The sequence below is a fragment of the Ruegeria sp. C8 genome (assembly GCF_056537565.1).
The window spans coordinates 32,396-45,613 of record NZ_JBQFRV010000012.1; the positions used below are offsets into that span (position 1 = coordinate 32,396).

General features: G+C 61.4%; 6 protein-coding genes. 1 reads left to right on the forward strand and 5 read right to left on the reverse strand.

The features are described 5' to 3' along the window. Positions 1-32: 32 nt before the first annotated feature. Both pbpC and ACR0KL_RS15705 read right to left on the reverse strand, forming a co-directional pair. Positions 33-2,093 (reverse strand): penicillin-binding protein 1C, encoded by a 2,061-nt coding sequence (pbpC, locus tag ACR0KL_RS15700; protein WP_480777245.1) that lies wholly within the window; start codon positions 2,091-2,093, stop codon positions 33-35. Beyond that, positions 2,090-7,513: an alpha-2-macroglobulin family protein gene (locus ACR0KL_RS15705; RefSeq protein WP_480777246.1), complete on the reverse strand. Its 5,424-nt coding sequence runs from the start codon at positions 7,511-7,513 to the stop codon at positions 2,090-2,092. The genes pbpC and ACR0KL_RS15705 overlap by 4 nt, the downstream gene beginning before the upstream one ends. Before the next feature lie 116 nt (positions 7,514-7,629). On the opposite strand from ACR0KL_RS15705, the gene ACR0KL_RS15710 reads away from it, so the two are divergent. Continuing rightward, complete coding sequence (locus ACR0KL_RS15710; protein ID WP_480777247.1) at positions 7,630-9,837, forward strand: response regulator; 2,208 nt, start codon at positions 7,630-7,632, stop codon at positions 9,835-9,837. 73 nt (positions 9,838-9,910) lie between these two features. Here the strand turns inward: ACR0KL_RS15710 and yaaA are convergent, their stop codons facing one another. The 3 genes from yaaA to ACR0KL_RS15725 form a co-directional block, all read right to left on the reverse strand. Then, positions 9,911-10,681: a peroxide stress protein YaaA gene (gene yaaA, locus ACR0KL_RS15715; RefSeq protein WP_170679516.1), complete on the reverse strand. Its 771-nt coding sequence runs from the start codon at positions 10,679-10,681 to the stop codon at positions 9,911-9,913. Positions 10,682-10,714: 33 nt separating this feature from the next. Beyond that, positions 10,715-12,754, reverse strand: coding sequence for a DNA helicase RecQ (gene recQ / locus ACR0KL_RS15720; RefSeq protein WP_170679514.1), 2,040 nt, complete (start codon positions 12,752-12,754; stop codon positions 10,715-10,717). Positions 12,755-12,832: 78 nt separating this feature from the next. After that, a complete protein-coding gene (locus tag ACR0KL_RS15725; protein ID WP_170472916.1) occupies positions 12,833-13,120 on the reverse strand; it encodes a YggT family protein in 288 nt (95 codons plus the stop codon). Between the last annotated feature and the right edge of the window lie 98 nt (positions 13,121-13,218).

Genomic DNA, 13,218 nt, shown 5'->3' on the forward strand with positions numbered 1-13,218 from the left:
TTAAACCTGCGATACGGATACCTTGCCACGCTTTAGTCGATCCGAACTGACACCCGATCCGACGCGCCACGGGCGTCTACCACCACGAGTGCGGAATACCCGCGACCCGGGTTCGGTATTTCGAACTCGCGATGCCGTTGCCCCGTCAACACCGGAACGCCATCCGCTAGAAGCGAAAACGGTCCAACCCCGCCACGCAGTTTGACGGTCACTGGGCCTCCACCCGTCTCTAACACAGAGTTATTGGGCGGAAAGATCAAGTCCGGGGCGCTTGGGTCATCGTCGAACGCTGCCCCTCGGGGCTGAAAGCGTTGCAAGGGTTGAGGCAGTTCAGCGGCCCCCACGATCAACGTTGAAGGGGGCGGTGGGCGCAATGGCGTGGCAGTCGGTTTCAAATGGCCGAAGGCTTCGAACAGCAGGGGTGCTGCCAGCTCTCCGCCGAAGGCACCGGGGACTGGAGTACCATCCGCGCGCCCCAGCCAGACGCCGATCACGTGCTGGCCGTCAAAGCCAATCGCCCAAGCATCCCGGTGCCCGTAAGACGTGCCGGTCTTATACGCCAAACCAAACGCGGCGGCCCCCGGAGGGGGGGCAAGACCGGCCAGAATATCGCTCACCTGCCATGCCGCGACATCTGACAGAACCCGAGGCGTCTCAGTGCGGTTCGCCAAGGCGTCATGGCGCAACGTTGGTCCTCGCCCACCTGCGGCCAGCGTGGCGTAGAGTTGCACCAGATCGTGCAAGCTCAGTCCAATGCCGCCTAATGAAACGGCAAGGCCCGGGGTGCTTCCGTTCAATTGTGGGGATGCGCCGGCTTGCTGTAGGGCGGCCATCACGCGCGCAGGCCCAAGCTCATCCGTCAGCCGCACAACCGGGATATTGAGCGATAGTTGCAGCGCGTCCCGCACCCGTACATCGCCGCGAAAGACGCCATCGAAGTTCCGCGGCGCGTAGCGGCCAAACATAACCGGGCTGTCGCTGATCAAAGTTTCGGGATGGGCCAGCCCCTGATCGAAGGCCAACCCATAGACCAGAGGTTTCAGCGTCGACCCCGGAGAGCGTAGCGCCCGTGTCATATCCACAAACCCTTGCCGCGCCTCCGCGTAGCCCGAAGAACCGACCGAGGCCAGAATCTCTCCGCTGTGGTGATCAGCCACGATCAACGCCCCCGAAATACGCGGTCCCGCTCGCGCCGCTGCCTGCGCCACCAGAGGTTCCAGCCGCTTCTGCAGCCCGGCATCCAGTGTCAGGTCCAAAGTCTCAGCTTCCGGGTTTTCACGCCGCGCTCGGTCTGTGAGGTGAGGGGCCAAGCGGGGAAATGCGCGCATCTGATCCGGGATATCTTCGGTCAGCGCGCTGTGCGTCTCGGACGCGGTCAGAACCCCGTAAGACAGCATCCGCTTCAGAACCCGATCTCGCGCGTCTCGGGCGGCCAAAGGGGCGCGGTCCGGGCGTCGAACCTCGGGCGACTGCGGGAGGGCAATCAGCAGGGCGGACTGCGCGGGGGTCAACCGCACCGGGTCTTTTCCAAACCACGCACGGCTACCTGCGCGGAGGCCTTCCAGATTGCCACCATAGGGCGCGTGAGTCAGGTAGAGGTTTAGAATCTGCTGCTTGCTCAGCCGTCCTTCCAGTGCCAATGAGACCCTAATTTGGCGAATCTTTCCGCTCCAGCGCCCGGTTGAGCCATCCTCGATCAGTCGCGCGACCTGCATGGTTAGGGTTGAGCCACCCGAAACAGTACGTCCGTTCCATAGGGCTTGCCCAGCCGCGCGGAGGAAAGCGAAGGGGTCGATGCCGGAATGCGACCAGAACCGTTTATCCTCATACCGGACCAGCATTTCGATGAACGCCGGGTCCACCGAGCCGGGGCGCATCCGCCAGATGCCATCTTCGACCGGGAAAGCCCGCAAAAGGGCTCCGTCCCGGTCCCTGACTTCGACAGAGGTTTCGGCCAGTACAGGTGGCAGGACGGTCGCGTCTACCCACGCATCCAACTGGTCCCGCGCAAAGGCGGTCAGGTAGAGCGCAGAGGCCAGTGCCAGCAATACCGGGGCGAACCCCTTGCGCCGATATGACGGGCGCAGGATCACTGCACCTCAACGCGCCCAGTATCCGTCCGCGCGCGATTTTGCGGGCGATACATATCCTCGACCGAGGCGGCTGGGTGGTGGAACGTACCGGGCGTGACGGCGCGCGCCACATAGGCCAGAGTCACCGTCTCGCCCCCGGACAGATCGACCGCCGCCAGGAAACGGTCTGCGCGGAACTCGGTATGGGTCGCGTCGGACAGGTCCAGCCAATCCAACGCGCGCACATCGCCTGATCGCAACAGGTTGGGGTTGTCGATCTCGATCCCCGCAGCCAGAGGGTCATCGATCATCAACCGCGCGCCGCCGCTCTCGAACGGTGTGACGGTTAGAACGGTTACAAAGCGGTCACTGGCGGTGAAGGTAGACGGGTCCAGAGGGTCGCCTTCAAGCGAGTAATAGGCTCTGTTTATGGCGTATCCGGTGCCTCCCGATTCGGGCGGAGCGGTTGGAATGCCCGTCACTGTCAGCGTGATATCGGTTGGGTTGGCTGCGGTAGCCGAGATGTTCAGGTCATCCGTAAACCCTGCCTCACGCACTTGAACGAAGGGGCCCGAGACCGGCGCGCCGTTCACCATCAACCCCGAGTCGGATGGGTCTGTTACAAGCGCATGCGCGGCCAACAAGGACCATGAAGCCTCCTGCGTCGACAAATGCGCGCGGCTTGAGGTGACACGCTGGATCAGCGCGTCGCGATCCACCGCCTGACTACCCGCATCGACGGCAAGGGTTAGCAGCCCGGCGGCATCCCGCAGGTCTGTGCCGTAGTCGACTCGCCACAGGTAGCGCTCCTGCGCGGGTCGGCGCTGCAGCAGCTGGGCCGCGCGGGCGAACATGGCATCGGCGCGGGTCTGATCTCCGTAGGACGCCAGCGCCGCCCCAAGTTGCGCGGCGGCCAATGGGGTGTCGAAAGCGTCCCCCTTGGTATCGGCATAGTATCGCAGGTCACCCATCGAGGCTGCGCCTTCGCGGGCCAGCACCATCAACGCATAGGCGATATCTTCACCGCCTTCGTCGAAATCCGGGGCATAGTTCACGCGGTTGCGCAGGTTATCCATGGCCTGCGCGAAGGCGCGGTCCGACACCGGGTGGCCTTGCGCTCGGGCGCGCGAGAGGAAGTCGGTGACATAGGCGTCCAACCAGAAATCTCCGCTCTCCGCCCGCCAGAGGCCAAACGCTCCGTTCGGAGCCTGCCGGGTCAGGATACTGCGGATCGAGTCGCTGATGCGTTGATCCACAATCGGGCCGTCACCCAGCCCCGACGCTTGCGCCACGGACGACAGGTACAGCAGCGGCAGCGCCTTGCTGGTGATCTGCTCAGTGCAGCCATAGGGGTAGCGGTTCAACTGATCCAGAAGGGCGGGCGTGTCGAACTTTGCCAAAGCGCCCGCAGACAGGATCGCCTTTGCGGTGCCGGGCTGGAAGCCATCGAACACGTCCTGGGTGAACAGGAAATTGTCGCCTGTACCCAGCGAAAACCGCCGTGTTTGAGCCACAATAGGGTCGTTTGCGCGTACCGGCATCCGGAGGGTTTGCGACAAGTCACGGCCATCCGGCGTCGTGATCGCCACGCTGATTTCCGGGTCTCCGACGGAAAGCGCGCGCAGCGGGATGTCGAACACCGCCTTACCGCCATCCTCCAGAACAAAGCTGGCGGGTGCTGTTCCCAACTCCAACCCGGTTGAGGTGGTCAGTCCCAGTCCCATCTCACCTGACGGGCCATCGGCGTGGACGACTTCAAGCAACATCCTGCTTTGGTCGCCTGGGGCCAGAAAACGGGGCAGGCTGGCTGTGACGACCACGGGGTCGCGCACGATCATCTCGGCCTCGGCCTGTCCTACGGCTGCCGCCGACCAGGCGACCGCCATCAGCCGTACGGTTCCGTTGAAGGCGGGCAGAGGGATGTCGACCTCGACCTCTCCGTTTGCATCCACCTGAACCGGGCCGCTGAAAACGGCCATCAGGTCTTGCGTAGGCGGAGGGGATTGCCTCTGCATCCCCGAATTGTCTCCACCAGATCGGATCGTGCCCATTGCACCGTTCATGCCGTCGATCAGGCGGCCATAGACGTCACGCAGGTCCACACCCAGACGGCGCTGGCCGAAATAGTAACCCTGCGGATCGGGGCTGTCGAAACCGGTCAGGTTCAGAATACCCACATCCACGGCGGCCAGCGTCAGCCAAACAGGCTCACCTTCGGGCGAATTTTCGACCCTAACAAAAGCTTTCTGCGTCGTTCTGGGAGAGGTCGCCTGCGGCACATCAATGCTCACATCCAACAGACGCCCGACAGGCTCAACCGTTGCGTGGGCGACGCCCATCGCCCGTGCCGGGTTCTGGCCGGCGGCGACATCCATGGGGCGGATCACGGTGGCGGTGACATAGGCTCCGGCACCCCAATCCTCGGTCACGTCGATCGGGATCACGGTTTCGCCCTCTGGCACGTCGACCATCTGGCGGTGGATCAGACGGTTCGAGAGGACCTCGATCTGCGCCACGCCTGCCATGCGCGGCACGATCCGCAGTTGCGCCGTCTCACCCGGGCGATAGCTGTCGCGGTCCAGCGACATCTCTAACCGGTCGGGCGAGGTGGAGGCGTCTGCCGCCTGGTACCAGCCCGCGCTGAACTCCACGGCGGTTTCCGCGTAAGCGCCATCGAGGCGTTCGACCACCAGTTCATACTGGCCCCAGTCGACCGGTTGCGACAGGTTCAGTGGGTCTGCACCTGTCTCAACCTCACCTGTGGCAATACGGGTACGTCGCGTGGTCGGCTCCCAATTCCAGTCGCCATAGAGCTGATACCATTGATAGTGGGTTTCCAGCCTGTTCAACGTCCAACGCAGGCGCATGGGCTCAGCGGTCAGGTCCGGGGACAGGCCGATGATTTGGAACGCGGCCTCGGTGCCCTCGGGGATCACATCCTCGAAAAGGGTGCGGATACCGATCATCGCCTGTGCGGATTGGACCGAAGCAGTTAGGCGGCGTTCGACAGGGCGGCCCGATCCGTCCGTCAGTCGGGTGATAACTTCGACCTCAAGAGGTTTTCCATTTGTCTCTAACACGGGGATTTCGATGGCAATTGAGGCCTGCCCAGAGGCATCCGTCTGCGCATCACCGAAATAGGTGCTTTTGGTTGAGGTCTCGGCGTCGTAGCGCCCAAACTGAAAAGTTTCAAAGCCCGGAACGGCGTCGGTTGGGCGGGCGATGACCTGACCATCAATGCTCAGATCCGACCCCGGCGCGCCGAAAAGATAGCGCGCGTCGATCTGCAAGGGCGGCGTATCGCCGGGGCGCAGAGGGGCGTCCGGCAGGCTGAGGTCAAAGTCGATGCGCTCGGGCAGGAAATCCTCGACCAGCACAGTTTGACGGGCCAGAGCGTCGGCTTTGGGGTCGGACTTGATCTCAATCTTCCACGTCCCGCGCGGCACATCCGGGGCGACGGGCAGGCTGAAGACATGGCCGCCCGCAACACCGCCATCCGAGACCGCGCGGCGATACTCCACCCCATCGGGGCGATAGAGAATGGCAGTCAGGGGCAGGCCTTCGATGGCCTGAGCTTTGTTGTCGCGGGATAGAGCTGTGATGTGAATGACCTCTCCGGCGCGATAGGCGCCCCGGTCCGTGGTCAGGAATACATCCACAGGACCCGCAGGGGCACGCCCTTCGACCCCGCGATCCGACAGGTCAAAAGCAGGGTCGGTCAGAGAGAGGAAGCTGAAATCGGATTCCCCATCAGCCACCATCACCAAAACCGGTGCGCTGGCGCCTTTGCCGCGGGTCAGGCCCGCTTCGAACTGCGCATAGCCACTGTCATCTGTCTGCGCCTTGGCAATCACCGCGTTGGCGTTTGAAACCAGCGAGACCTCGATCCCCTCGCGCGGGGTTGCGTCGTGCAGACCGCGTACGGTGACATGCAGCCCGTCTGTACCAAGGGCTGTGCTGATCCCCAGGTCGGTCAGCACAAACCACTGTGTTGCGCCTGGATCATCATAAGGATCTGCCCCGGGGACGCGCGCAGTCAGGGCATAGATCCCAGCGGGTTGATCGGCAATCGCCTCGGCCATGGGCAGACGGGCGGTCATGCTTTGGTTCAGTTCGTTTGCGATCTCGGCTGTTCCGGTCCAGACATCCTCGGCAATCTCGTCCGAGAATTCACGTTCCTGCCATTCGCTGAGGGGGCGGCCAAAGAAATCCTGCTGCACGGCCCGGATCAGGTTGCGATCGCTGACACGTCGCAAGGTCAGGTCCAGAGAGCCGGTATTGACCGTCTCAACCGGTAAGGCCGCATCCGCCGATTTCGGCAGCACATAGCTGCGCCCCGGAAACCGGACCGAAGGAGCACGGTCACGCACGTAGTGCGTCAGTTCGACAGTACGGTTCAGGGCCTCACCCGAGGCCGCCGGAAGCCCTTCGCGCAGGGCAAAGCGATAACGTTGACCATGCGCAACGCCGTCCAGGCAAAGGCTTTTGCCATCGACCTGCACCACCAGCCCATCGTCACTGCGTTGCACAAACGGGTCGTAGTCGACCCCCGCCTTGACCAAGGGTTCCGAGAACTCAACGCAGATACGCGGCGCGGCGGCGTTGCTTTCCACCGTGCTGTCGATGATGCGGAACCCGTATTTGCCGATGGCATCGTCCAAAGCTGCCAGGACATCCTCACGCGGTTGCACCTGTTCGGCCAGCCGCAGTGCCGACACTATATCGCGACCGCGTTCGACCGCTTCCAGCGCGTCTGACATCACCATCAGCGCCGCGATTTGGGCCCCCGGTGTGTCCGCGCGCAGATATCCGTTGATGGCGGCGTTCAACGCGCGGGTGCGGAAGTCCTGCTGCTCCTGATATCCGTTCGGGTTCAGGCGCAGCAGCAGCCGGGCGTATTCAACCCATAGGTCGGACGCATCGCTGAGGGTCACGGCCTCCCCAGTCCACAACATCGCAAGTCGGTCCGTATCTGCGTTCAGCGCTGACTCCAGCAAAGTCTGCAGGTCACGACCTCCGGCAGAGTGGCGAAACCCAAGGTCGCGGGCCTGTTGAAACGCTTCGTTCAGGTCTTTCTGGCGAAGGAATGTGAGGGACTCAGCGCGCGTTTTCCCCAATAATAGGGTCTGTTCTGGGATGAATACTTTCTGTGCCGACACCGCGCCTTGATAGGGCTCCTGCCGGTTCACACCGCTTTTGGGAAAACAGGCATCCGACCGAGTGTTATAGGTGAAGGCCGTGCAGCTTGGATTGGCCGAACACGCGCGGATGCAGGACTTCAGATCCGTATCGAACAGCGCATCCAGATCCGAGCCGTAAAAATCCGCGTCTCGGGTCGTGATATAGCGGAACTCGGGCACGGCAGTCTGAGCCAGCGCGCCCAGGGTCAGGGCGAAAGTTGAAATGATGTAAGTTATTGAAAAAAATACAAAGCGGTGCATTGTGACCTCCTGTTTGGGGTCAATTTGACACGTGCGGCACCCCTCAGGCAACGGCTTAAACACTTTTTCACCGATTGCCCGGATGCTGACGGCAGAGCAGACCGGAATCACGCATCATGAGCCTTGCACAAAAACTGGCACAGGAACGACGCGCGCGCCTGGCGGCGGAACGGATGTTGGCGCTGAAACAGGCCGAGCTGTCCTCGGCCAACCGCAAATTGGGCCGCCATGCGATGGCGTTGACCAAGCGCATTGGCGAAACCCAAGCTGAAGTTGAGACCGTCAGGGACGAGAATGAAAAGGTCAAATCTGATCTGACCGAGGCCCATGCCAAGGTTGAAGTGGCCGAGCGCCGCCTGTGGCATTCGATCCAGACCATTCAGGACGGTTTTGCCTTTTTCGACGGTGGCAGTCGCCTGATCGGGGCCAATACCGCCTATCTGAGCGTGTTCGAAGGTTTGGATGAGGTCGCGCCAGGTATCTCGTACACCCGCATTCTTGAGTTGTTGACCAACGAAGGCATCGTTGACACCGGTGCGGAAAAGGCTGGGGACTGGCAGGCCCGGATGCAAAGACGCTGGGCTCGGGCCAATCCGCCACCTGAAGTGATCCAATTGTGGAATGGTCAATACGTCCGCCTGATCGACCAGCGTGGCAGTGGCGGCGATATGGTCAGCCTCGCCCTGAACATCACCGCATCTGTCCGGCATGAGGCCGAATTGCAGGCCGCACGCGACCGGGCCGAGGCTGCAAACCGCGCCAAATCGGCCTTTCTCGCGAATATGAGCCATGAAATCCGGACGCCCATGAATGGCATCGTCGGCATGACCGAGTTGCTGTCCGAAACACCGATGGACGAAGAACAGCGCCTCTATGTCAATACGATCCGCAACTCGGGCGAGGCGCTTCTGGTCATCATCAACGATGTACTGGACTATTCGAAAATCGAAGCGGACAAGCTGATCCTGCACCCCGAGCAATTCGATCTCGAACGCTGCATCCTTGAGGTTGCGATGCTGCTGCAGCCAAGCGTGCGTGACAAGGGCCTGACCCTGCTGGTGGATTATGATCTCTTCTTGCCGACGTTGTTCGTGGGGGATCCGGGCCGTGTGCGGCAGGTTCTCACTAACCTTGTTGGCAATGCTGTCAAGTTCACCAGCGAAGGGCATGTGTTGATCCGGGTGACAGGTGTCCCCCATACGGACCGACAGGAGTGTGATGTCCACATCGCCATTGAAGACACCGGCATCGGGATCGAGGACGACAAGATCAACCACATCTTTGGTGAGTTCAATCAGGTCGAAGATGAACGCAATCGTCAATTCGAAGGGACAGGGCTGGGCCTCGCAATCACAAAACGCCTGATCACCATGATGGGGGGCAATGTCTGGGTCGAAAGCGAAATTGGGCAAGGGTCGTGTTTTGGCTTCCGGGTGACTCTGCCCACTGCCGAGGGGCCTCAACCCTCTCCGCCCGACCTGCAAGGGCATCTGAAACACGTGATGCTGGTCGAGGATATTGCCGCCAACCGAGCCATTCTCGCCAAGCAGCTGGGGCGTCTTGGGGCAAAGGTCACAGTCTGCGCTTCCGGAGGCGAAGCGCTGTCGAAACTGGACCCCTCGATTGATCTGTTCCTATGCGATCATGACTTGCCCGACATGGACGGGATGGAACTTGCAACCATCCTGCACGATCGCGGCTGGACCGAGTTGCCGGTGGTCATCATGTCCAACAATCCGGGGGTCATTCACGCCAGCCCTGCACGGCATTTGATTGAAGGTGTTCTGCAAAAACCCATCCCCCGGTCCGAGCTTTACAGCCGACTGATCGCCTTGGGGGGTGCCGCATCCCAGCCAGATACGTCGCCTCAGCCTACGCAAGAGGCTCAGCCGAACGGGAACCGCATCATGCGCGTTCTTGCCGCCGAGGACAACAGAACCAACCAGCTGATCCTGAAGAAAATGGTCAAGGATCTGAACATCGACATGCGTTTCGCCGGCAACGGGCAAGAGGCAGTCGACCTCTATCAGGAGTTTTCACCCGATTTGATCTTCATGGACATTTCGATGCCCCGGATGGATGGCAAACAAGCCACTGCCGAAATCCGCCGCCGCGAGGTTGAAACCGGTCGTCACGTGCCGATCGTCGCCCTGACGGCGCACGCCATGGCGGGGGATGATCAAGGTATTCTAGAGGCTGGTCTGGATCACTACCTGACCAAGCCGTTGCACAAGACCCTCATCCAGCAAATGATCTTGGACCATTGCCCCGAAGACGCCAAACCTATCACGCCTGGAGGCAGTGATCAGGTACAAGAACCTTGAAAAGGGATTCCACCTTCATCTGGCCAAAAATATCTCGGGGAGCGCGAGGGGCTGGCCCCTCGCTTCCTGCCCTCTACGCGGTGTAAGGGCGCACGAAAACGGGCTTGTCGTCCTCCGATAGATCGGGCCGGTATTTATAGCCGCCACTGTCAAAATCCAGCAAACCGGCCGGATCGGTCAGGCGATGTTGAATGATATACCGCGCCATCGCACCGCGCGCTTTTTTGGCGAAAAAGCTGACGATTTTCGGCGTACCAGCTTTGTCTTCCATGAAGACCGGAGTGATGACCTTCAGGTTCAGCGCTTTCAGATCGACTGCCCCGAAATATTCCTGACTGGCGCAGTTAATCAGGACCTCGCTGCCAACCTCAGCCCCTTGCGCATTCAGTGCTTTGCTGAGTTGATCGCGCCAATATTCATAAAGGTTCTTGCCGCGCCGAGTTTTCAGCTTACTGCCCATTTCCAACCGATAGGGCTGAATCGCGTCCAGAGGGCGCAGTACGCCGTAAAGGCCGGACAAGATTCGCAGGTGGTCCTGCGCCCATGCCATCTCATCAGCGTCCAGTGAGGCCGCTTCCAGCCCCTGATAGGTGTCACCGGCAAAGGCCAGTGCGGCGGGGCGGGTGGCCTCAAGCTCGGGTGCGTCGGCGAAAGCGCGATAGCGGTCCCGGTTCAGCCGGGCCAGATCATCGCTGAGGTCCATCAGTTTCTTGAGGTCGCCCAGTGTCAGGTTGCGCGCGGTCTTGGACAGACGGATCGCATCGTCCTGAAAGTCGGGCTGCGTGGCCTCAACATCCCGTTCTGCCCAGTCCAGCCGCTTGGCCGGGGAAATCACTACCAGCATATCCGCCCTCGTTCCTTGCCTGATAGGGCGTATTTAGCCCTCTTGCCGCAGCACGTCCAGAAAGGCCGCCCCAAACCTTTCGTGACGACGATCGCCCAACACTTGTTCGATCCCGCGTGAGTCATCGGGCCGCATCTGCGCCACCTTCGCCAGTTGCGAGGCCGTGCAGCTGAGCGGCTTGTCGATCCCATCTGGCCCGCGGGACAATTGTGACTGCACCTCAAGCAGGCGATCATAGATTTCGCCCTGCTCGCGCCCGGCCAGCTTGCGCCGCACAGGGTGGACCGCTTCGACGGCCCCGGCGATGACCTCAAGGAAGGTGTCGCCATAGCGTTCAAGCTTTTTGGCCCCGACCCCTCCGATCCGGGCCATGCCGTCCAGTGTTTGCGGGCGTTTCTCGGCCATTTCGATCAGGGTGCGGTCGGGGAAGATGACATAGGCAGGCACGCGCGCGGCTTCGGCCAAAGCGCGGCGCTTGGCCTTGAGGGCAGAGAGCAGCGGAGCGTCTTCCTCGGCAACCATCTCCTTGACCGCCGGGCGGCGCGCGGCTTTGCGGATCGTATCCTTGCGTAGGTTGATCTGCGCCTCACCCTTCAGGATCGGTTTGGCGGCCTCGGTCATGCGCAGGGCACCGTGGCGTTCGGGGTCGGGGCGGACCAGATCATGGCCCATCATCTGCCGAAAGATCGCCTGCCATTGCGGGCGCGACCAGTCTTTGCCGATACCCCAGGTCGACAGCGTATCATGGCGGCGCGCGCGGATCTTGTCGGTTTCATTGGCCAGAAGGATGTCGATCAGATGGCCACTGCCAAACCATTCCTCGGTCCGCAGGATCGCCGACAGCGCCATACGGACGGGAGTTGTGCCATCAAAAACCTCGGGTGGAGTGTCGCACAGATCGCACTTTCCGCAGGGTTCGGTTGTTTCTCCGAAATAGCCCAGCAGAGTCTGACGACGGCACACCAGCGCTTCGGCAAGACCTAGCAGTGCGTTCAGGCGTGCATGATCGGCCATGCGCCGTTCTGGTGGGGCGAGGCCTTCATCTACCTGCGACCGACGCAAGCGAATGTCATCGGGACCATACAGGGTCAGGGTTTCAGCCGGGCCGCCGTCGCGCCCGGCGCGGCCGATCTCTTGGTAGTAGGCCTCGATGGATTTGGGCAGGTCAGCATGGGCGACCCAGCGGATATCGGGTTTGTCTATGCCCATCCCGAAGGCGACGGTGGCGACGACGATCAGCCCGTCCTCGCGCGCAAAACGCGTTTCGACAATGCGCCGGTCCTCGGGGTCCATACCGCCATGATAGTGACAGGCTGAATGTCCTTCGTCGCGCAGAGCCTTGGCCAGCACCTCGGTCTTGTTTCGGGTGCCGCAATAGACGATGCCGGATTGGGTTTTGCGCGCAGCGGCGAAGTCGAGGATCTGTTTGCGCGGACCATCCTTGGCGGCAAATGCCAGATGGATGTTGGGCCGATCAAAGCCGCGCAGGAACTTGCGAGGGGTGCCACCGTCGAACAGTTTCTCGACGATCTCGTCCTGCGTTTCGGCATCCGCCGTGGCGGTGAACGCGGCCAGAGGCACGTTCAGGGCGCGCCGCAACTCTCCGATCCGCAGGTAGTCGGGGCGGAAATCGTGTCCCCACTGGCTGACGCAATGCGCCTCATCCACAGCGATCAGGCTGACATTGATCCGACGCAACATGCCCAGTGCAGACCCGGCCGCCAGACGCTCGGGCGCCATGTAAAGCAGCTTGAGCCGCCCGGCTTCGAGCGCCTCCCATACTGCATCGGTTTCCTCAGGCGTGTTGCCCGAGGTCAGCGCCCCGGCTTCAACCCCTGCCTCCTGCAAGCCTCGGACCTGATCGCGCATCAAAGCGATCAGCGGAGAGATCACCACCGTCACACCGTCGCGCAGCAGTGCAGGTAATTGAAAACACAGGGATTTGCCGCCGCCCGTTGGCATGATCGCCAGCACGTTTTCGCCTGCAGTCACGGCATCGACGATCTCTTCCTGACCGGGGCGGAAGTCGTCGAATCCAAAGACATCTCGCAGCAGGGGTGCGGCGTCGAACATGTGCGGGGTTGCCCTGTTTTAAGGTTTATCTGCTCTTAAGAAAGGACAATCACACACTAAGATTCGGTGAACAAGAGGTCAGACGAAATAGCCCGCATTGTTGATCAGGATGATCCGCGCCGCATAGACCCCGATCAGCACGACCAGAGGGGTCAGATCCAGCCCGCCCATATTCGGCAGGATGCGTCGGATGGGGCCGTAGATCGGTTCGAGTATGCGGTTCAGGCCGTACCAGATCTGCGCGACCAGCTGTTGGTGCAGGTTAAGCACCTGGAAATTGATCAGCCAGCTCATGATCACGTGGGCGAGGATGATGAACCAGACAATGTCCAGGATCAGCAGCAGGATTTGGATCAGCGACAGCATGGGTACTCCGTTCTTTCACCGAAAAAGACCTAAGCACACACGCCGCAAAGAGCAAGCCTGCGCCAACTGAAAGCTTGCGAAATGGGCCAAACACCCGT

Coding starts and splice junctions, on each gene's coding strand:
- ACR0KL_RS15725 (WP_170472916.1), bottom strand. CDS start 13,120: ATGCTGTCGCTGATCCAAATCCTGCTGCTGATCCTGGACATTGTCTGG.
- ACR0KL_RS15710 (WP_480777247.1), top strand. CDS start 7,630: ATGAGCCTTGCACAAAAACTGGCACAGGAACGACGCGCGCGCCTGGCG.
- ACR0KL_RS15705 (WP_480777246.1), bottom strand. CDS start 7,513: ATGCACCGCTTTGTATTTTTTTCAATAACTTACATCATTTCAACTTTC.
- recQ (WP_170679514.1), bottom strand. CDS start 12,754: ATGTTCGACGCCGCACCCCTGCTGCGAGATGTCTTTGGATTCGACGAC.
- yaaA (WP_170679516.1), bottom strand. CDS start 10,681: ATGCTGGTAGTGATTTCCCCGGCCAAGCGGCTGGACTGGGCAGAACGG.